This is a genomic window from Qipengyuania sp. Mu-71 (assembly GCF_036867055.1).
Classification (GTDB): domain Bacteria; phylum Pseudomonadota; class Alphaproteobacteria; order Sphingomonadales; family Sphingomonadaceae; genus Qipengyuania; species Qipengyuania profunda.
The window spans coordinates 340,556-360,075 of sequence record NZ_JBAJHR010000002.1; the positions used below are offsets into that span (position 1 = coordinate 340,556).

A 19,520-nucleotide genomic window follows, 5' to 3' on the forward strand; every position below is an offset into this window, starting at 1 on the left:
CAATCAGAGCTTTTCGGTCAGCTCCGGCACGATCTTGAACAGATCGCCGACGAGGCCGATGTCCGCGACTTGGAAGATCGGGGCGTCCTCGTCCTTGTTGATGGCGATGATGGTCTTGGAATCCTTCATGCCCGCAAGGTGCTGGATCGCGCCCGAAATGCCGATGGCAATATAGACTTCCGGAGCGACGATCTTGCCGGTCTGGCCGACCTGGTAGTCGTTGGGGACATAGCCCGCATCGACCGCCGCGCGGCTCGCACCGATCCCGGCGCCGAGCTTGTCGGCGAGCGGGGTGATGACCTGTTCGAAGGTCTCCGAATCCTTCAGCGCACGGCCGCCCGAGACGATGACCTTGGCGCTGGTCAGTTCGGGGCGATCGCTTTCGGCGATTTCCTCGCTGACGAAGGTCGAGATGCCCGCATCGGTCGGGCCCGAGACGTCCTCGATCTCGGCCGAGCCGCCTTCGGCAGCGGCCTTTTCGAAGGCCGTACCGCGCACGGTGACGACCAGTTTGGCGTCGGACGATTCGACCGTCGCAATAGCGTTGCCGGCATAGATCGGGCGGGTGAAGGTCTTGTCGCCTTCGACCGAGAGAATGTCCGAAATCTGCATCACGTCGAGCAGCGCGGCGACGCGCGGAGCGACGTTCTTGCCGGTCGTGGTGGAAGGCGCGACGAAGGCATCGTGATGGCCCATGAGATCGGCGACCAGCGGGGCCACGTTTTCGGCCAGCGCATGTTCGTACGCCGCGTCGTCCGCCAGGTGGACCTTGCCCACGCTGGCGATCTTGGCAGCTTCCTCGGCCACCGCGCGGCAACCCGCGCCGGCAACCAGCAGGTGGACTTCGCCGAGCTTGCCCGCGGCGGTTACCGCGGCCAGCGTGGCGTCTGCGACATGGGCGTTATCGTGTTCGACCCAGACGAGAGTTTTCATGTGTCTATTCCTTTCGTGTCCGGGCGGGCTCAGGCGATCCCGAGGGCCTTGATCTTGGCGACGAGCGCATCGACATCCTCGACCTTTTCACCCGCCTGGCGGACCGGCGGTTCGGAAACATTGGTCGTGGTCAGGCGCGGCGCGGTATCGACGCCGTAATCCGCCGGGCTCTTGGTATCGAGCGGCTTCTTCTTCGCCTTCATGATGTTGGGCAGCGAGGCATAGCGCGGCTCGTTGAGACGCAGGTCGGTGGTGACGATCGCGGGCATGGTCAGCTTGACCGTCTGCAGACCGCCATCGACTTCGCGCTTTACCGTGACGCTGTCACCCTCGACCTCGACCGTGTTGGCGAAGGTGCCCTGCGGACGGCCCATCAGTGCGGCGAGCATCTGACCGGTCTGGTTCGAATCGTCGTCGATCGCCTGCTTGCCGAGCATCACGATGCCGGGTTCTTCTTCCTTGGCGATTGCCTGGAGGATCTTGGCGACGGCGAGCGGTTCGACCTGGTCATCGGTTTCGACCAGGATCGCGCGGTCGGCGCCCATGGCGAGCGCGGTGCGCAGCGTTTCCTGCGCCTTGGCGGGGCCGACGCTGACGACCACGATTTCTTCGGCCTTGCCCGCTTCCTTGATGCGAATGGCTTCCTCGACGGCGATTTCGTCGAAGGGGTTCATGCTCATCTTGACGTTGGCGAGGTCGACGCCCGAGCCGTCGGCCTTGACGCGCGGCTTGACGTTGTAATCGATCACCCGTTTCACGGGGACGAGGATTTTCATGCGATACCTTCCTCTCGATAGAATCTGTGGCGCCCGCCTATCTCGCGTTTACGTAAACGTCAAGTAAGCCGGGTGCGGTGAATGCGACGCTTACCGTAATCCCTCGCGCTATGCGCGGGGTGGGTCAAGCGGCGCTGGCCTTCATCTTTACTATGGGTGGCGGCGGGATTAGTTTCGCATCTTCTCGGTGGGAGGAAGGCAATGCACGTCTGGACGATTTTCGCGGCCGTAGCTGCGCTTGCCGCCGCACCGGTGGCTGCCCAGGAAACGCGCCTCGCCGCAGACGACCATGTCCCCCCACCCGCAGCGATCGAACAGCTCGATTGGCTGGTCGGTCACTGGTCGGGCGAGGGTATCGCCGGCGTCGCCGCGCATGAAAGCTGGCTGCCGCCGAGCGGTGGAACCATGGTCGGGACCTTCGTCCAGGAAACCGGCGAGGGCGAGGTCATGTTCACCGAGCACATGTATCTGGCGGAGGAGGACGGCTCGCTCGTCGTCAAGCTCAAGCATTTCAATCCCGACCTCACCGGATGGGAGGAAAAGGACGATATGCTGCGCTTCCGCCTGGTCGCAGTGGAGGATTGCGCCGCCTATTTCAGCGCGCTGACCTATCGCTGCGATGGCGAAGACGGGTTGGTGGTCGCCGTCCGCATGAAGAGCGATGGCGACGCGGTCGAAGAGCTGGTGTTCCGCTTCCGGCGCAACCGCTGACGCCGGGAATGCGAAGGGCGGACCCTGCCGGGCCCGCCCTCCTAAACCTTACGCGGCAGCGGTCGAAGCGATCAGGCCGCCTTCTTGACCTCGGCGACGATCTTCTTCGCGGCATCGCCCAGATCGTCGGCGCTGACGATCGGCAGGCCCGAATTCTCGAGGATGGACTTGCCTTCCGCGACATTGGTGCCTTCGAGGCGCACGACCAGCGGAACCGAGAGGTTTACGTCCTTTGCCGCCTGGACGATGCCGTTGGCGATGACGTCGCACTTCATGATGCCGCCGAAGATGTTGACGAGGATACCCTCGACCGCCGGGTCCTTGAGGATGATCTTGAATGCCGCAGTGACCTTCTCGGTGGTGGCGCCGCCGCCCACGTCGAGGAAGTTGGCGGGGAAGGCGCCGTTGAGCTTGATGATGTCCATCGTCGCCATGGCGAGACCCGCGCCATTGACCATGCAGCCAATGTTGCCGTCGAGCTTGATGTAGGCGAGGTCGTATTCGCTCGCTTCGACCTCGGCCGGGTCTTCCTCGGTCTCGTCGCGCAGCGCTTCCACGTCCTTGTGCCGGAACAGAGCATTGCCGTCGAAGCTCATCTTGGTGTCGAGCACGAGGAGATTGCCGTCCTTGGTCTCGACCAGCGGATTGATCTCGAGCATTTCGCAATCGAGATCCATGAAGGCGGTGTAAAGCTGCTTGGACAGCTTCTGCGCCTGCTTGTTGAGATCGCCCGTCAGCTTGAGCGCGAAGGCCACTGCGCGGCCGTGATGCGGCATGAAGCCCTGCGCCGGGTCGATGGTGATGGTGGTGATCTTCTCGGGCGTCGAATGCGCGACTTCCTCGATATCCATCCCGCCTTCGGTCGACACGATCATGGCAACGCGGCCAGTGGCGCGATCGACCAGCATCGACAGATAGTATTCTTCGGCAATGTCCACGCCGTCGGTGACATAGAGGCGGTTGACCTGCTTGCCCGCATCACCGGTCTGCACGGTCACCAGCGTATTGCCGAGCATGTCCCTGGCGTTGGCTTCGACATCCTCGATGCTGGTCGACAGGCGGACACCGCCCTTGGCATCGGGGCCGAGTTCCTTGAACTTGCCCTTGCCGCGACCACCGGCATGGATCTGCGCCTTCACGACATAAAGCGGTCCGGGCAGCTGCTTGGCACCGGCGACCGCTTCCTCGACGGTCAGCGCGGCATGGCCGGCGGGGATGCCGATCCCGTATTTAGCGAGCAGTTCCTTGGCCTGGTATTCGTGAATGTTCATGGAGTGCGTCGTCCTTCGCGTGATGCGCGTGGGGTAATGGGAGTCGCAGCGGCCATAAGCATGTCTGGGCGCGCTTGAAAAGGCCCGCATTCGGGTGCAGGGCCGCGTCACACGCACATGATCGACAGCCAACGCCTCGAATCCATCGTCTCCGAAGCCGGGAGGATCGCCTACGACCTGTGGCCGGGGGCGGGTAACGCACTGGACGCATGGGAGAAAAAACCCGGCGATCCGGTGTGCGAAGCCGATCTTGCGGTCGATGCCTTTCTCAAGCGCGAACTTGGCGCGCTGTTGCCGTCGGCGGGCTGGCTGTCGGAGGAAACGGCCGATGATCCTGCGCGTCTCGAGCACGATCTGATCTGGCTGGTCGATCCGGTCGACGGCACGCGCGACTTCATCCGCGGACGCCCCGGCTGGGCGGTATCGGTCGCGCTTATCAGCGGCGGGCGCCCGCTGATCGGGACGCTCTGCGCCCCTGCACGTGGCGAAACCTGGCAGGCAGTCGCGGGGCAGGGCGCGTTCCGCAACGGGCAGCCGCTCTCGGCTTCGATGCGGCGCGAATTCGCAGGGTCGCGGGTTCCGGCGCATGCCTTGCCCAAGACCGACACCGATCTGGTCACCGTCGACCAGCCCAATTCTATCGCGCTGCGCATCGCCATGGTCGCCGCCGACGAGGCCGATCTGGTGGCAACGGTGCGCTGGGGATTCGAATGGGATATCGCCGCAGCGGGCATGATCGCGCGCGAAGCGGGCGCGGCGGTGAGCGATGCCTATGGCAACAAGCTCGATTACAACAAGCGCGATCCGCGCGCGTTCGGGGTGCTGGTCAGCGCGCCCGACATCCACACCGCAGCGGTCGCGCGGCTGGCGCAGCGACTCGACACGCAGGCGTGAAAAAGGGGCCGGTCAGAAACCGGCCCCCAGTTCGTGCGATCTTCCAAAGGGCCCGGGGGCCTTACATCCCCTGGGACTGGGCGGCTTCGACGTCCTGCTGGTCGAAGGGGATGATCTTGATTTCAACGCGGCGGTTGAGCGGCTGGTTGACGTTGTCGGCAGTCGCCACCTTCAGCCGGGTTTCGCCAAAGCCCATCCAGCGCAGGCGCGAGGAGCTGACCCCGCGCGAGGTCAGGTAATTGGCGACGGCCTGCGCGCGCTGTTCGGACAGGCGCTGGTTCGATTCGGCCGAACCGACGGTATCGGTGTGACCGTAAACGTCGACCAGGCTGTTGGGATATTGCGTCAGGCTGCTGGCCACGCGGTCGAGCAGATCGCGGAAGCCCGGCGAGATGGTGTAGCTGCCGGTGGCGAAGGTCACGCCGTCGGGCAGGTTGACGAGGATCGCCTCGCCGCCATCGGTTTCGGTCACGTCGACACCCGAGCCGGCGGTCTGTTCCTTCAGTTCCTTGACCTGCTGGTCCATCTTGTAGCCGACCACGCCGCCGGCGACACCGCCCGCTGCTGCGCCGACAATGCGTCCGGTCTTGCCGCCGATGACGCCGCCGAGCAATCCGCCGACGACAGCGCCGCCGGCCGTGCCGAGCACGGTGCGCGAGATTTTCTGCTCGCCGGTATTGGGATCGGTGACACAGGCCGACACGGTCATCAGGGACACGGCGGCCAGGCTGGCGGTAAGAATGCGCGATTTGTTCATGTAAATTCTCCTCCTCTGAGGTGGCAGGTGGCCCTGTCCGGGATCGCTGCCGGGCGAGTGATACCGGACGCGCCCAACCCGCGTCACTGTTCATCCAACCTTCCAGCGGCCCGCCAGTTCCATCCGCGCGGCAGATAAGTCATCCGAGGCTGGCAGCGCGGGGATTTTGTGCTAGCGACGCGCGGGTGACACCTTTTCCCTGGACCGACCTGCTGATCATCGCGGGGCTGATCGTGCTCAATGGCGTGTTCGCCATGAGCGAACTCGCCATCGTCTCGGCGCGCACCGCGCGCCTGCGGTCCGCCGCGCATCAGGGCACACGCGGGGCGCAGATCGCGCTCACGCTGGCGGCGGAGCCGGGCAAGTTCCTCTCGACCGTACAGATCGGCATCACGCTCATAGGGATCATTGCCGGTGCCTATTCGGGGGCCAGTCTCGGCGGACCGGTGGGCGAGCGGCTGGTGCTGCTCGGCGTGCCCGCCAGTTGGGCGCCCCAGGCGGGGTTCGCGACCGTCATCGCCCTCACCACCTATCTCAGCCTGGTAGTCGGCGAACTGGTGCCCAAGCAGGTCGCGCTGCGCGCGGCTGTGCCGATCGCAATCTATATGGCGCGGCCGATGGCGGTGCTGGCCAAGGTCGCTGCGCCGCTTGTGTGGCTGCTCGATGCATCGTCGGGCCTGCTTATCCGCCTGCTTGGCGTGCGGCCTGCGGGCCAGAGCGCGGTTACCGCCGAAGAACTGCACATGCTGTTTGCCGAGGCCACGCGCAGCGGTGTGATCGAGCATGAACAGCACCAGATGCTGCAGGGCGTCGTGCGGCTGGCCCAGCGCCCGGTCCGTGAACTGATGACGCCGCGCACCGAGGTCGACTGGATCGATATCGCTGCGGACGAGGCGGCAGTGCGCGCGGTGCTCGACGCCAGCCCGCACTCGCTGCTGCCCGTGGCCGAGGGTTCGCCCGACCGGGTGCTGGGCGTGGTCAAGGTGCGCGATATCCTGTCGCGGCTCATCGCCAACCAGCCAGTCAAAATTGCCGATCTGATGATCAAGGCCGAAGTCGTGCCCGACCAGCTCGATGCGGTCGATGCCTTGCGCGTGTTGCAGCAGGCCGAAGTCGCGCTGGCAATGGTGCATGACGAATACGGCCATCTCGACGGGATCATAACGCCGGTCGATCTGCTCACCGCGCTGGTGGGCGATTTCGCCAGCGACCAGGACCCTGGCGATTCGCCGGGAATAACCGAACGCTCCGACGGAAGCCTGCTGGTGTCGGGCTCGCTCTCGGCCGATGTGCTCGCCGACCGGCTAGGCATCGAATATGGCGACGATCGCGAATTCGGCACTGCGGCAGGCTATGCGCTGCACGTGCTCAAGCGGCTGCCGGGCGAAGGCGACTATTTCACCGACCAGAGCTGGCGTTTCGAAGTGATCGACATGGATGGCCGGCGGATCGACAAATTGCTGGTGAGCAGCGAGGCGAGCGAAGTTTAGTTTTTGCTGTTCGCACCGACATCCGTCGGTGCGTCCTCGCTAGATGCGCAGCAAGCTGCGCCCGCTGCGGGCGGCCAGTCGGCCTTGCCGTCCGCTGGTCGCGGACGGGACTTGCGCGATTCAGGCATGGTGGCAATGGGAACCGAGCCGAAGGCGAGGCAAGGGCGACCGCCCGCCCACAGGGGCCCGGAGCAAAGCGAAGGAATGGCCCCGAGGATGCACCGACGGATGTCGGTGCGAAACACAAAAACTACCCCGGGATAACCGCCGCGGCGCTGGCGCCGTCACCTTCGGGCGCGGCGATGATGTCGCGGGTCACGCTGCCCTTGGCCACCGTTGCCGTGCCGGGATCGCCAACCGCGCTGCGGATGCCCGGAGCCGCTGCTCCGGCGCGTTCGAGCATGCTGGTTTCGACGCTGCTACGCGCCTGCGGGCCACCGAACAGCGCTTCGAGCGTCTGCGATGCGGCGCTGCCCTCGGACGGGCGCGGGGCGCCGGGCTGCGGCGGCACGAGGTTGAAATCGGGCGGAACCACCAGCGGTGCCTGGCGCTGCACGGCAAACTCGTCGGGCCGGTCGCGGTTGAGCAGGCCGCCACCACCGCACGCTGCGGTCATGGCACCGAGGCCGGCGATCAGGGCGATACGGGCGAATTTACTCATCACTTGCTCTCCGCGGCGTCGGCCGCCTTGGTGTTCATGAGGCCATCGACCTCTTGGTCGTCCTTGTCGCGCATGAGGAAGGCGCGTGCAAGGACGATGACCACGCCGATGGTGATAGCCGCATCGGCGACATTGAAAATCAGGAAAGGGCGGAAATCGCCAAAATGCAGATCGGCGAAATCGACGACATAGCCCAATTCGTAGCGGTCCTTGATATTGCCCAGCGCGCCGCCGAGGATCAGCGACAGCGCGAGGATATCGCCAAGCAATTTCTCGCGCAGCATCCACACGGTCACCACCAGCGCGATCACTGCGGTCACCAGCACCAGGCCCCAGCGCATTTCGGGCGAGGTCGCCTCGAACATGCCGAGCGAGACACCGAAATTGCGCGTGAAACGCAGGTCGAAAATGGGCAGCAGTTCCATCGCCTCGCCGACCCGGTCGATGCCGAGCGTCTTGGTGACGAAATTCTTGCTCCACTGGTCGGAAGCGAAGATCAGCAGCGCGACCACACAGCCGATCAGGCGGTTCTTCAGCACCGGGGTCATTGCACGGCATCCAGCTCGGCGACCGCGCTTTCGCAGCGGTCGCACAAATCGCCGTCTTCCCCGACGCTGGGCAGCAGGCGCCAGCAGCGCCCGCACTTGTTCTCATCTGTCCGCGTGACCGTCACGGCATCGCTATCGCCGCGTGTGACTGACGCGGTGATGAACAATTCGGCGAGGTCGGCATCGCTGAAGCCCTCGGGCACTGCATTCGCAGGCACGACGACATCGGCCTCAAGACCAGAACGGATCACCTTCTCACGCCGCAGCGGCTCGATCGCTTCCATCACGTTCTCGCGCAATTCGCGCAGCTTCTCCCAGCGTGCGCCCTCGGCGGTCACGCCCGGCACCTGCGGCCATTCGAGCAGGTGGACGCTGCCGCCATCGGGGTAGCGGGTCGACCAGACCTCCTCGGCAGTGAACACCAGCACTGGCGCGGCATAGCGGACCAGCGCATGGAACAGCAGGTCGAGCACGGTGCGATAGGCATTGCGCTTCACGCTGCCCGGCCCGTCGCAATAGAGCACGTCCTTGCGGATATCGAAGTAGAAGGCCGACAGGTCCTCGTTGCAGAAATCGACCAGCAGCCGCGTATAGGCGTTGAAGTCGTAATTCTCTGCCGCGTGGCGCAGCTTGCCATCGAGATCGGCCAGCAGCGCGAGGATATAGACCTCGAGTTCGGGCACCTCGCCGACATCGCCCATATCGCCGACAAAACCGTCGAGCGCGCCGAGCAGGTAGCGGAAGGTGTTGCGCAGTTTGCGGTACTGGTCGCCCGCGCCCTTGAGGATCTCGTCGCCGATGCGGTGGTCCTCGGTCGAATCGACGCTGAGCGCCCACAACCGGATGATGTCCGCGCCGTACTGTTCCATGACCTTGAGCGGGTCGATCGTATTGCCGAGGCTCTTGGACATCTTGCGACCGTCGCTGGCCATGGTGAAGCCATGCGTCAGCACTTGGTCGTAGGGCGCGCGGCCGCGCGTGGCGCAGCTTTCGAGCAGCGAGGACTGGAACCAGCCGCGATGCTGGTCGCTGCCCTCCAGATAAAGGTCGGCGGGCCATTTCAATGCCGGCCAGCGCCCGCTTTCGAGCGTGAAGGCATGCGTACAGCCCGAATCGAACCAGACGTCGAGAATATCGCCGACCATTTCGTAATCGTCGGGATTGTGCGCATCGCCGAGGAATTCGGCCTTGCGGCTCTCGACCCAGGCATCGACGCCGTGCTCGCGCACTGCGGCGATGACGCGCGCGTTGACTTCGGAGTCCTGCAGATATTCGCCCGTGCCGTTCTTGACGAACAGCGTGATCGGCACGCCCCAGGCGCGCTGGCGCGACAGCACCCAGTCGGGGCGGCCTTCGACCATCGAGCCGATCCGGCGGCGGCCCTTTTCGGGGATGAAGCGGACGCGCTCGATTTCGGACATGGCACGTTCGCGCAGCGTGCCGCCGCCGCCCAGTTCCTTGTCCATCGGCACGAACCATTGCGGCGTGCAGCGATAGATGACCTTGGCTTTCGAACGCCACGAATGCGGGTAGGAATGCTGGTAATCGTCGCTGGCGGACAGCAGCGCGCCCGCTTCGCGCAAATCGCTGCAGATCGGGCCTTCGGGTGAGTTAAAGGGCTTGTTGATGACGCTGCGGCGGCGTTCCTTGCCGTTCTCGTCCAGATCGCCCGCGCCGAGCCATTCCCAGTCATCGCGATAACGCCCGTCGGCCATGACCGCGAAGACCGGCTCGAGTCCGTTGGCGCGGCACAGCAGGAAGTCGTCCTCGCCATGGTCGGGCGACATGTGGACGAGACCGGTGCCGCTGTCGGTGGTGACGAAATCGCCCGGCAGGAAGGGGCGCGGCTTGGCGTAGAACCCACCGAGACGGTGCATCGGGTGGCGAGCCTTGGTCCCGGCGAGGTCGGAGCCTTGGACGAGCGTTACTCGCTCATCCCATTCGTCGGCCTCAGGCCACGGCTCTATGGGTTGACCACTCGGGACCGTTGTAACGCGCTTGATGAATTCGGCCGCAAGATCGCGAGCCACAAGGTATTTGGCATTCGGCCAAGTGATAAGCGCATACTCAATCTCTGGCCCATAGGCCAAAGCCTGGTTCACCGGGATCGTCCACGGCGTGGTGGTCCAGATCACCGCATGTGCGCCGACCAGATCTTCGTTCGGGCTTTCGGTGATCTTGAACGCCACGTCGATTTGCGTCGAGGTGATGTCCTCATATTCGACCTCGGCCTCGGCCAGCGCGGTTTCCTCGACCGGGCTCCACATTACCGGTTTCGAGCCGCGATAGAGATTGCCTGCCTCGGCGAATTTCATCAGTTCGGCGACGATCGTCGCCTCGCTGTCGAACTGCATGGTCAAATAGGGGTTGTCCCAGTCGCCCATGATGCCGAGCCGCTTCAATTGCTCGCGCTGCACATCGACCCATTTCTGGGCATAGGCGCGGCATTCGGCGCGGAATTCGGCTGGCGGGACCGCTTTCTTGTCGAGCTTCTTCTTGCGGTACTGTTCCTCGACCTTCCATTCGATCGGCAGGCCGTGGCAGTCCCAGCCGGGCACGTAGGGCGCGTCCTTGCCCATCAGGTTCTGCGTGCGGCAGACCATGTCCTTGAGCGTATGGTTGAGCGCGTGCCCGATATGCATGTCGCCATTGGCGTAGGGCGGGCCATCATGCAGCACGAAGGTCTCGCGCCCGGCGCGCGCTTCGCGCAGCTGCTGATACAGCCCCTCTTCCTCCCAGCGCGCGGCGATCTTCGGCTCCTTCGCAGGAAGGCCGGCCTTCATGGGGAAATCGGTCTTGGGCAGGAAGACCGTGTCTCTGTAATCGCGCTTTTCGGACATAGAGGCGAGCCGTTAGGCCAAACCCGCTCCGCAATAAAGACTTTCGTCGCCCCTGCGCAGGCAGGGGCCTAGATAAGCTTGCGGAGGGCGTAAGGGTGAGATCAGCTGGACCCCTGCCTGCGCGGGGGTGACGGGCTACGCCAGCAGCCTTCGTGCCTCTTCGCAATCCTTATCCATCTGCGCGATCAGCGCATCGAGGCTGTCGAATTTCGCCTCTCCGCGCAGGAAATGGTGGAAGGCCACCTCGATTTCCTGCCCGTAGAGATCGCCCGAAAAATCGAAGAAATAGGGCTCGAGCAATTCCTTGGGCGGATCGAATTGCGGGCGCACGCCGATATTGGCCGCGCCTTTGAGTTCCTGCCCGGTGGCGAGCACGCGGCCCGTTACCGCGTAGATACCGTATCGCGGACGCAGATAGTGTTCGACCGGCAGATTGGCCGTGGGATAGCCGATTTCGCGCCCGCGCTTGTCGCCGTGCTGGACCACACCGCGGATCGCGAAGGGGCGGGTCAGCAGACGCGCGGCTTCCTGCGGGTCGCCATTGCGCAGGGCATCGCGCACGCGGCTTGAGGATACGGGCGTACCTTCGTCCATCACCGGGGGCACCGCGCGCGCTTCGATCCCGCTGTCCTTGCCAAGGCTGACGAGCTTGTCGAAATTGCCCCCGCGCGCCTTGCCGAAAGTGAAATCCTCGCCGGTGACCACGCCCGCTACGCCGAGATGCTCGCCGAGCAGCTTCTGGACGAAATCCTCCGCCGTCGTGCCCGCCAGCGCGCCATCGAAATGGAACACCAGCATCGCGGTGGCGCCGGCGGCGAGATAGAGCTCCTGCCGCTGTTCGAGCGTAGTCAGGCGGAAGGGTTCGGCATCGGGCTTGAAATGGCGCACCGGATGCGGATCGAAGGTCGCGATGATCGAGGGGCGGCCTTCTTCGCGCGCCCAGCGAATCGCCTCGCCCGCCACCGCCTGGTGGCCGAGGTGGAAACCGTCGAAATTGCCCAGCGCGACGATCGCGCCGCGCAGGCTTTCGGGCAGCTGTTCCCGATGGTCGAGAAACCTCATCCCGCACTCTCCAGTGGAACCAGCCCGGCGCGGATGACCCGCAGTGCATTGCCGCCCATTGCGGCGCGGATTTCGTCTTCGCTAAAACCCTCGTCGAGCAGCGCCTGCGTAACCTGAAGCAAGTGCGCGGTGTCGAAACGCACTGTCGTGGCCCCGTCGTAATCGCTTCCCAGCGCGACATGCTCGATCCCGACCAGGTCCCGGACATGTTTCATCGCCTGCGCCGCCGAGCGCGGGCTGGTGCCGCAGACCGCCCCGTCCCAATAGCCGATCCCCACCACGCCGCCGGTCTTCGCGACGCCGCGGAGCTCCGCATCGGTCAAATTGCGGTTGACCCTGCAGGTCGCCTGCACCCCGCCATGGCTCGACACGACCGGGCGCTTTGCCATCGCCAGGACCTCGGCCACGCATTCGTGGCTGCAATGCGCGATGTCGACGATCATCCCCATGCGCTCCATCCGGTCGACCACCTCGCGGCCCATCGGCGTGAGGCCGCCCTTGTCGAGCCCGTGCATCGATCCGGCGAGTTCGTTGTCGAAGAAATGAGTGAGGCCCGCCATGCGCATCCCCGCAGCGTAGAGCGTGTCGAGATTGTCGGGATCGCCCTCGAGGCTTTGCAGCCCTTCGGCGCTGAACAACGCGCCGACCGGCTTGCGTCCACTGGCGCGGCGGTCGAGGAGCCTGCGGATGTCGTCCGGAGTCCACACCTGGTAAATCTCGTCGCGGCCGGTCTCGATCGCCGTCTCCAGCTTCTGCGCATGCCAGAGCGAGCGTTCGAGCAGGCTTCCCCATGTGCGCACCGGCTGGAGCTGCGCGATGGCGAGCAGGGTGATGTTGTCGCTATCGGCACTGTTGGCGTCGTAATTCTGGTCCTTGGGGGTCTTGGTCACGCTCGAGAAGACCTGCAGCGCGACATTGCCTTCGCGTAGCCGGGGCACATCGACATGCCCGCGACCCGCGCGTTCGAGCAGTTCGCGCTTCCACAGGAGTGTATCCGAATGCAGATCGACGATATCGAGCGTCGCGTGGAGAGCCCTGGCCTCGTCCGACACTTCGATCAGCGGCTCGCCGTCGACCTGGTTCATCCCCCGCTCGACCACGCCGGGGGCGAAGGCGAAGAAAGCTGCCAGTGCAAGGACAACCACGCCGGTCAGGCCGAGGAACAGCTTGCGCTTCATGCCGCGCGGTCCAGCGTGACGAAGCTGTAGGCGGGGTGTTCGTCCGTGCCCGCGAAGTCCTCGCGGCCAACCACTACCCATCCCGGGCCGGGCGCGGGCATGAAAGTGTCGCCTGCGAAATCGGCGTGGATTTCGGTCAATTCGATCCGGTCGGCATGCGCGGCAAACACATCGAAGATCGCTGCCCCGCCGATCACCGCGACGTCGTCGCTGTCCGCCAGCGCCAGCGCTTCCTCGACCGACCGCACGACCTCGGCGCCGGTCGAATCCCAGCGCTCGCGCCGGGTCAGCACGATATGGCGGCGCCCGGGCAGCAGGCCGGGCAAGCTCTCGAAGGTCTTGCGGCCCATGATCATCGGCTTGCCCATGGTCAGCGCCTTGAAGCGCTTGAGGTCGGCGGGCAGGTGCCACGGCAGGGCGCCGTCGCGGCCGATGCAGCCATTGGCGGCGCGGGCATAGATCAGGAACAGGCTCACCGTTCGAGCCGGGTCACATGGCCCATCTTGCGCCCGGCTCGGACCTGGGCCTTGCCATAGTCGTGCAGGTGCGTGTCGGGGGTGTCCAGGTGGCCGTGTGCCCCCTTTATGTCCTTGCCCACGATATTGTTCATGGTGACCGTTTTTGCGGCCGTTGCGGTGTCGCCCAGCGGCAGCCCCGCGACCGCGCGGACATGGTTCTCGAACTGGCTGGTGATCGCGCCCTCGATCGTCCAGTGCCCCGAATTGTGGACCCGCGGGGCCATCTCGTTGAACACCGGTCCATCGCGCGTGGCGAAGAATTCGAGCGTCAGCACGCCGACATATTCAAGCGCATCGGCGACCTGCCGGGCGAGGTCGCGCGCCGCCTCGACCTGCGCCTCGATCGGTTCGCCCGCGGGCAGCGTCGAGGTGGCGAGCACCCCGTTCTCGTGGCTGTTGCGGGGCGAATCCCAGAAGCGGATCGCGCCATCCTGCGCGCGCACGAGGATCACCGAGAACTCGGCTTCGAACTCGACGAAGGCTTCGTACACCAGCGGCGTCTCGGGCAGGCTCAGCCCGGCGACATCGCGGTCTGAACCGATCCGCCACTGGCCCTTGCCGTCATAGCCATCGCGCCGCGTCTTGAGGATGCCGGGCACCCCCAGCCGGTCAACCGCGGCTTCCAGATCAGCGCGCGAATCGACCCGCGCATAGGCCGCGGGCCGTCCGCCGAGATCCTCGACGAAGCGCTTTTCCGCCAGCCGGTCCTGCGCGGTCTCAAGCGCGCGGGGATGGGGGAAGATGCGGCCGGCGGGCATGGCCTGCGCGGTCGGGACGGGGACGTTCTCGAATTCCCAGGTCACCACATCGCATTGCGCGGCAAAGGCGGCGAGCGCCGCGGTGTCGTCCCACTTGTTGTGAAACACATCGTCGCACACCTGGCTCACCACATTGTCGCCTTCGGGAGCGTAAGCAATGCAGCGATAGCCCAGCTGCGCCGCACTCATGGCCATCATCCGGCCAAGCTGGCCGCCCCCGAGGATCCCGATCGTACCGCCGCGCCCCAGCATCAATCGACGGGACGCTCGGTCACTGCGGCGCTGCGTGCAGCGCGCCAGTCCTGCAGCCGCTGCGCCAGCGCGGTATCGTGCGTGGCAAGGATCGCCGCGGCGAGCAGGCCGGCATTGGTCGCCCCCGCCTTGCCGATGGCAAGCGTTCCGACCGGCACCCCGGCGGGCATCTGGACGATCGACAGCAGGCTGTCCTCGCCCGACAGTGCCTTCGACTTCACCGGTACGCCGAGCACGGGCACATGCGTGAGCGCGGCAATCATGCCGGGAAGGTGCGCCGCACCGCCGGCCCCCGCGATAATCACTTCGAAGCCCGCGGCAGCCGCGCCCTTGGCGAAATCATACATCCGCTCGGGCGTGCGATGCGCCGAGACGATACGCACATCGGCAGCGACCCCCAGCTCGTCGAGCACTTCGGCGGCGCAGGTCATGGTGTCCCAATCCGACTGGCTGCCCATCACGACCGCGACCTTGGCGTTTCCCGCAGCCGTCATCTCAGCTATCCTTCAGATAATAGCGTTCGCCCGCCACTTGCGTGCCGTCGAATTCGTAGATGATCGGCTGGCCGGTGGGAATCTCGAGCCCGGTAATCTCGTCGTCCGAGATGTTCGAGAGGTGCTTGACCAGCGCGCGCAGCGAATTGCCATGTGCGGAAATGATCACCGTCTCGCCCTTGCCGAGCTGCGGCAGGATCGCTTCTTCCCAATAGGGCAGGACGCGTTCGATGGTGAGTTTGAGGCTTTCGGTACGCGGGACGTCGATCCCGGCGTAGCGCGGGTCGTCCGCCAGATCGAAGGTGCTCCCCGGCTCGAGCTCGGGCGGCGGCACGTCGAAGCTGCGGCGCCAGATATGCACCTGCTCGTCGCCATGACGCTCGCGGGTTTCCTGCTTGTTGAGCCCGGTCAGCCCGCCATAATGGCGCTCGTTGAGATGCCAGTCGCGCGTCACCGGGATCCACAGCCGGTCGCAGGCTTCGAGTGCGATATTGAGCGTCTTGATCGCGCGCTTCTGGACGCTGGTAAAGGCAAGTGTGGGCAGGACGCCCCTGGCCTTCATCAGTTCACCCGCCTCGCGCGCCTCGACCTCGCCCTTTTCGGTCAGATCGACATCCCACCAGCCGGTGAAGCGGTTGGCGAGGTTCCACTCGCTTTGCCCGTGACGGACGAGGATCAGCTTGGACACTGGGAGGCTCCCGTAATTCCCCTAGGAGCAAGGCGCGTTAGCTGCCCGCATCGTCCTTGGAAAGGGGGTGCGCGTCCGATTCGCGCATTTCGCGGCCCTGCGCTTTGCGGCGGCGCAGGTTCTCGCGAAGTTTCGCGGCAAGGCGCTCCTCGCGGGTCATTTCGTCTTTTTCAGCGGCCATGGCGCAACTCTTCGGCAAAACACGCGCGATAAGCAACCTAAGGTTGACTTCTCCCGCGTCTCTGCCAATAGCGCGCGCCTCCACCCCGCGACGCCATTCGCGGGCACCATGTGCTGCTGTAGCTCAGTGGTAGAGCGCACCCTTGGTAAGGGTGAGGCCGGGAGTTCAATCCTCCCCAGCAGCACCATTTTTCACAGAGAAATGGTTTCCCGGCAGCGGGCTGTTCGCCCAGCTTGGGAAGCGGGGCGCGCTAGGTCGTGCGTTCGGACTTGTCCTGCGCATTGGTCCCCTTGATCATCTCGCGCATCGCGCTCCATTGCTCGTCGCCCATGTCCTTGAGCGCGCCGTAGAAACTGCCGCCGTGCGCCTTGTAGCCGGCACCGTCGATGGCAATCGTCTCGCCATTGATCCATTCCGCGCCGGGGCCCATCAGGAACACCGCCAGATTGGCCAGTTCGTGCATTTCGCCGTGGCGGCCCATCGGGTTCATATCGTCCTGCGAATTGCCGCCGCGACCACCGGGCGACAGCCGCGCGCTCATCCCGTCGGTGGGGAACAGCCCCGGCGCGATCGCATTGAAGCGCAGGCCATGGCGGCCCCATTCGACCGCGAGGCTCTGCGTCATCACATTGAGCCCCGCCTTGCTCATCGCGCTCGGCACCACGAACGGGCCGCCATTCCATACCCAGGTGGTGAGGATGGAGAGGAAGTTCGCGCGGCGCCCCTCCTCGATCAGCCGCTTGCCGATATCGAGCGTGACATAGAAGCTGCCGCGAAAGACGATATCGCTGATTGCATTGAAACCGTTCACCGAGAGGTCTTCGGTCCGGCTGATGAAATTGCCCGCGGCATTGTTGACCACGCCGGTCAACGGTCCCTGCTCCCAGATCGCATCGACCATGGCATGGATCGCGTCGGGATCGCGGATATCGCAGGCATGGCCGACCAGCGTGCCGCCGTGGCGCCCGGTCAGCTCCGCCGCGGTTTCGTCGAGCTTGCCCTGGCGGCGCCCGCAGATGTGCACCTCGGCGCCCAGCTTGAGGAAGGCCTCGGCCATGACGCGGCCCAGCCCGGTCCCGCCCCCGGTGACGAGAATGCGCTCGCCCTCCATCAGCCCGTCGCGAAACATCAGTTGCGAAATATCCATCACCCTCTCCCCTGTTGGCGTGAGGCATAGCGCAGGTCAGCGGCGAAACTAGATTGAATCGCGGCGCTGTATTGCCTAGCTATAACGGTATGGACCAATCCGACGACCTGACCCCGCTCGACCCGGCCTATAAATCGCTTCTGCGCGTCCAGCTGGCGATCGCGGCGCTGGTCTTGCTGGTTGCGGCGACGATTGCCGAGTTCGCGATCCCGGGCTGGACCGGCGCCGTGTGGATCCCGGCGCTGGCAGTGGTCGCCTATGCGCTCATCCGCGTGCCGCTGCGGCGGTACAATGCGCGCGGCTATTCGCTGGCCGGGGAACGGTTGCGGGTGGTGCGCGGCGTGTTCTTTCGTGCCGATACGGTGGTCCCCTTTGGCCGGGTGCAGCATATCGATGTCGGTCAGGGACCGCTCGAGCGCGCCTTCGGTCTCGCCACGCTCACCGTGCATACCGCGGGCACGCATAACGCCTCGGTGTCGCTGCCCGGGCTGAAGCATGCGGATGCCACCGCCATGCGCGAGGATATCCGCGCCGCGATCAGGCGCGATACGCGGTGAGCGAGGAACCCGTCGCAACCCCGCTCCGGACCGACCCGCGCACTTTCGCAGTGCGTGCCGCCTCGCTGGTCGGGCAGCTGGTTCTCCCGATCATCGTCGGCGGCTTCGCGATCTTCGACCGGGGCGATTTCCACGATGTCATCGTCTACTTCCTCCCACTGGTTATCGTAGCGATCGGGCTCAACCTGCTGTTCGCCTATCTGCGCTGGAGCCGACTGACCTATACTGTCGGAGCCGCGGATATTCGCGTCGATAGCGGCGTGCTGTCGCGCTCCGCCCGCTCGGTGCCCTATGAGCGAATCCAGGACGTGAGCCTCGAGCAGAAGCTTTTGCCGCGCTTGTTCGGGCTGGTCGAGGTCAAGTTCGAAACCGGCGCGGGCGGCGGTGACGACCTCAAGCTGGCCTATGTGCCCGAGAGCGAGGGCGAACGACTGCGCGAGCTGGCGCGAAGCCGCCGCGAAGGAATTGGTGCCGCACCCGTCGATGGCGCGGCCACGCCTCTGCCGGAGGAGAGTGCCCGATTGCTCTTCGCCATGTCGCCCAGGCGCGTGGTCACCTTCGGCCTGTTTGAGTTTTCGCTCGCGGTCGTGGCCGTGGCTGCCGGCCTCGCGCAGCAGTTCGATTTCATCCTGCCGTTCGAGGTCTGGGACTGGCGCGCCTGGCGCGAACAACTGGCCGGACCGGGGCAATGGCTGGCGGGTCTGGGTTTCCTCGCCCAATTTGTCGGGGCCATCATCGCGGTCGGGTCGCTGGCGCTGATCGGTGTCCTGACCGGCGTGATCCGGACCGTGCTGCGCGAATGGAATTTCCGGCTCGAACGCACCGACAAGGGCCTCCGGCGCCGGCGCGGGCTGCTTACCCGGACCGACCTCGTCATGCCCGTGCACCGGGTTCAGGCGCTGCGGATCAAGACCGGTTTCCTGCGCCGCCTGTTCGGCTGGCACACGCTCAAGGTCGTCAGCCTCGCAAGCGATAGCGGCTCCGCCAATCACGAGGCGGTGCCCTTTGCGCAAATGGACGAGATCGCACCGGTTGTCGGCGAAACCGGGTTCGCGCTGCCGGGCACCGATATCGCATGGACCCGCGCGGCACCGGCTTACCGGATCGACAACTTCCTCCTGGGTTTTGTAGTCCTCCTCGTGATCGCGGGTGTCGCGGCCGCGCTGGGCCGCTGGGAACTGGCGCTGCTTCCGCCGATCATCGGGGGCGTCTGGATCGGGTTGCACGAATATCTGTCTTGGCGCTGGAGCCGCCACGCGCTTGACGCTTGCCAGCTGTACTCGCGGCGCGGCTGGTTTGCGCCAAGCCTCGCGATCGGCTCACGGAGCAAGCTGCAATCGGCCGATATCGTCCGCCACCCGCTGGCACGCCTGCGCGGCTATGTGGATCTTCACTTCGGGCTGGCGGGTGGTCGCTTGTGCATGCGCGGACTGGCGCTGGCAGATGCCCGGCGCATCCGCGATAGTGTGCTCGACAGCATGGCCGAGCAGGACTTCTCCGAAATCGTCGACGGGGCGCCGCGCGAAGCCTAGGCGCGCAGATCTGCCCATTCGGGATGGCGGTCGAATTGCGCCGCGACATAGGAACAGGTCGGGATGATCTTGAAGCCTTCGCTACGTGCATCCTCGATCAGCGCCTCGACCAGACGAGCGGCAATACCCTGGCCGCGCAGCGCGGGCGGGACCACCGTATGCTCGGCATCGCGGGCATCGTTGCGCAAGGTCCATGTCAGCCGACCAGAAGCCGGATTTTCGCCGATACTAACCAAATATTCTCCGTGAGTTACCCGGTTGCGACGTTCGAT

Annotated in this window: 21 protein-coding genes and 1 tRNA gene; 6 read left to right on the forward strand and 16 right to left on the reverse strand. The window is 65.2% G+C overall.

Annotation, left to right across the window (positions count from 1 at the left end):
• Positions 1 to 3: 3 nt before the first annotated feature.
• Positions 4 to 933 carry an electron transfer flavoprotein subunit alpha/FixB family protein gene (locus tag V6B15_RS13500; RefSeq protein ID WP_334201619.1) on the reverse strand — a complete coding sequence of 310 codons (930 nt, stop codon included), beginning with the start codon at positions 931 to 933 and terminating at the stop codon, positions 4 to 6.
• A gap of 29 nt (positions 934 to 962) precedes the next feature.
• Entirely contained in the window at positions 963 to 1,709 is a 747-nt protein-coding gene (locus V6B15_RS13505; RefSeq protein WP_253520784.1) for an electron transfer flavoprotein subunit beta/FixA family protein, read from the reverse strand.
• Positions 1,710 to 1,910: 201 nt separating this feature from the next.
• On the opposite strand from V6B15_RS13505, the gene V6B15_RS13510 reads away from it, so the two are divergent.
• The gene (locus V6B15_RS13510) at positions 1,911 to 2,420 is read left to right on the forward strand and encodes a DUF6265 family protein (RefSeq protein WP_334201620.1); all 510 of its coding nucleotides are present in this window, start codon (positions 1,911 to 1,913) and stop codon (positions 2,418 to 2,420) included.
• 71 nt (positions 2,421 to 2,491) lie between these two features.
• Here the strand turns inward: V6B15_RS13510 and sucC are convergent, their stop codons facing one another.
• A complete protein-coding gene (gene sucC, locus V6B15_RS13515) occupies positions 2,492 to 3,691 on the reverse strand; it encodes an ADP-forming succinate--CoA ligase subunit beta (RefSeq protein ID WP_253520778.1) in 1,200 nt (399 codons plus the stop codon).
• 117 nt (positions 3,692 to 3,808) lie between these two features.
• Between sucC and V6B15_RS13520 the strand changes: the two genes are divergently transcribed.
• Positions 3,809 to 4,585, forward strand: a complete 777-nt coding sequence (locus V6B15_RS13520) for a 3'(2'),5'-bisphosphate nucleotidase CysQ (RefSeq protein ID WP_334201621.1) — start codon at positions 3,809 to 3,811, stop codon at positions 4,583 to 4,585.
• Positions 4,586 to 4,646: 61 nt separating this feature from the next.
• On the opposite strand, the gene V6B15_RS13525 is transcribed toward V6B15_RS13520, so the two are convergent.
• On the reverse strand, positions 4,647 to 5,342 hold the full coding sequence (locus tag V6B15_RS13525; RefSeq protein ID WP_320181202.1) for an OmpA family protein: 696 nt from the start codon (positions 5,340 to 5,342) through the stop codon (positions 4,647 to 4,649).
• 185 nt (positions 5,343 to 5,527) lie between these two features.
• Between V6B15_RS13525 and V6B15_RS13530 the strand changes: the two genes are divergently transcribed.
• The gene (locus tag V6B15_RS13530; protein ID WP_334201622.1) at positions 5,528 to 6,832 is read left to right on the forward strand and encodes a hemolysin family protein; all 1,305 of its coding nucleotides are present in this window, start codon (positions 5,528 to 5,530) and stop codon (positions 6,830 to 6,832) included.
• A 250-nt stretch (positions 6,833 to 7,082) separates the two neighbouring features.
• Here the strand turns inward: V6B15_RS13530 and V6B15_RS13535 are convergent, their stop codons facing one another.
• From V6B15_RS13535 to V6B15_RS13580, 10 genes are all read right to left on the reverse strand, one after another.
• The gene (locus V6B15_RS13535) at positions 7,083 to 7,493 is read right to left on the reverse strand and encodes a DUF3035 domain-containing protein (RefSeq protein WP_253520765.1); all 411 of its coding nucleotides are present in this window, start codon (positions 7,491 to 7,493) and stop codon (positions 7,083 to 7,085) included.
• Positions 7,493 to 8,041, reverse strand: a complete 549-nt coding sequence (gene lspA, locus V6B15_RS13540; protein WP_334201623.1) for a signal peptidase II — start codon at positions 8,039 to 8,041, stop codon at positions 7,493 to 7,495. Before lspA ends, V6B15_RS13535 begins: the two co-directional genes overlap by 1 nt.
• Complete coding sequence (ileS, locus tag V6B15_RS13545; RefSeq protein WP_334201624.1) at positions 8,038 to 10,881, reverse strand: isoleucine--tRNA ligase; 2,844 nt, start codon at positions 10,879 to 10,881, stop codon at positions 8,038 to 8,040. Before ileS ends, lspA begins: the two co-directional genes overlap by 4 nt.
• 135 nt (positions 10,882 to 11,016) lie before the next feature.
• Complete coding sequence (locus tag V6B15_RS13550; RefSeq protein ID WP_334201625.1) at positions 11,017 to 11,943, reverse strand: bifunctional riboflavin kinase/FAD synthetase; 927 nt, start codon at positions 11,941 to 11,943, stop codon at positions 11,017 to 11,019.
• Positions 11,940 to 13,121 carry a dipeptidase gene (locus V6B15_RS13555; RefSeq protein ID WP_334201626.1) on the reverse strand — a complete coding sequence of 394 codons (1,182 nt, stop codon included), beginning with the start codon at positions 13,119 to 13,121 and terminating at the stop codon, positions 11,940 to 11,942. Before V6B15_RS13555 ends, V6B15_RS13550 begins: the two co-directional genes overlap by 4 nt.
• Positions 13,118 to 13,597: a dihydrofolate reductase gene (locus V6B15_RS13560; RefSeq protein WP_334201627.1), complete on the reverse strand. Its 480-nt coding sequence runs from the start codon at positions 13,595 to 13,597 to the stop codon at positions 13,118 to 13,120. Before V6B15_RS13560 ends, V6B15_RS13555 begins: the two co-directional genes overlap by 4 nt.
• A complete protein-coding gene (locus tag V6B15_RS13565) occupies positions 13,594 to 14,649 on the reverse strand; it encodes a 5-(carboxyamino)imidazole ribonucleotide synthase (protein WP_334201628.1) in 1,056 nt (351 codons plus the stop codon). The genes V6B15_RS13560 and V6B15_RS13565 overlap by 4 nt, the downstream gene beginning before the upstream one ends.
• The gene (purE, locus tag V6B15_RS13570) at positions 14,649 to 15,143 is read right to left on the reverse strand and encodes a 5-(carboxyamino)imidazole ribonucleotide mutase (RefSeq protein WP_334201629.1); all 495 of its coding nucleotides are present in this window, start codon (positions 15,141 to 15,143) and stop codon (positions 14,649 to 14,651) included. Before purE ends, V6B15_RS13565 begins: the two co-directional genes overlap by 1 nt.
• A gap of 1 nt (position 15,144) precedes the next feature.
• Positions 15,145 to 15,831, reverse strand: coding sequence for a 2,3-diphosphoglycerate-dependent phosphoglycerate mutase (gene gpmA, locus V6B15_RS13575; protein WP_320181193.1), 687 nt, complete (start codon positions 15,829 to 15,831; stop codon positions 15,145 to 15,147).
• A gap of 37 nt (positions 15,832 to 15,868) precedes the next feature.
• A complete protein-coding gene (locus tag V6B15_RS13580; RefSeq protein ID WP_253520741.1) occupies positions 15,869 to 16,012 on the reverse strand; it encodes a hypothetical protein in 144 nt (47 codons plus the stop codon).
• A 112-nt stretch (positions 16,013 to 16,124) separates the two neighbouring features.
• Here V6B15_RS13580 and V6B15_RS13585 point away from each other — a divergent pair.
• Positions 16,125 to 16,199: transfer RNA gene (locus tag V6B15_RS13585), tRNA-Thr, on the forward strand.
• Positions 16,200 to 16,262: 63 nt separating this feature from the next.
• Here V6B15_RS13585 and V6B15_RS13590 read toward each other — a convergent pair.
• Positions 16,263 to 17,159: an SDR family oxidoreductase gene (locus V6B15_RS13590; RefSeq protein WP_334201630.1), complete on the reverse strand. Its 897-nt coding sequence runs from the start codon at positions 17,157 to 17,159 to the stop codon at positions 16,263 to 16,265.
• 89 nt (positions 17,160 to 17,248) lie between these two features.
• Between V6B15_RS13590 and V6B15_RS13595 the strand changes: the two genes are divergently transcribed.
• A complete protein-coding gene (locus V6B15_RS13595) occupies positions 17,249 to 17,716 on the forward strand; it encodes a PH domain-containing protein (RefSeq protein ID WP_334201631.1) in 468 nt (155 codons plus the stop codon).
• Positions 17,713 to 19,248: a PH domain-containing protein gene (locus V6B15_RS13600; protein WP_334201632.1), complete on the forward strand. Its 1,536-nt coding sequence runs from the start codon at positions 17,713 to 17,715 to the stop codon at positions 19,246 to 19,248. The genes V6B15_RS13595 and V6B15_RS13600 overlap by 4 nt, the downstream gene beginning before the upstream one ends.
• On the opposite strand, the gene V6B15_RS13605 is transcribed toward V6B15_RS13600, so the two are convergent.
• Entirely contained in the window at positions 19,245 to 19,484 is a 240-nt protein-coding gene (locus V6B15_RS13605; RefSeq protein ID WP_334201633.1) for a GNAT family N-acetyltransferase, read from the reverse strand. The two genes, V6B15_RS13600 and V6B15_RS13605, sit on opposite strands and share 4 nt — an antisense overlap.
• Positions 19,485 to 19,520 lie beyond the last annotated feature (36 nt).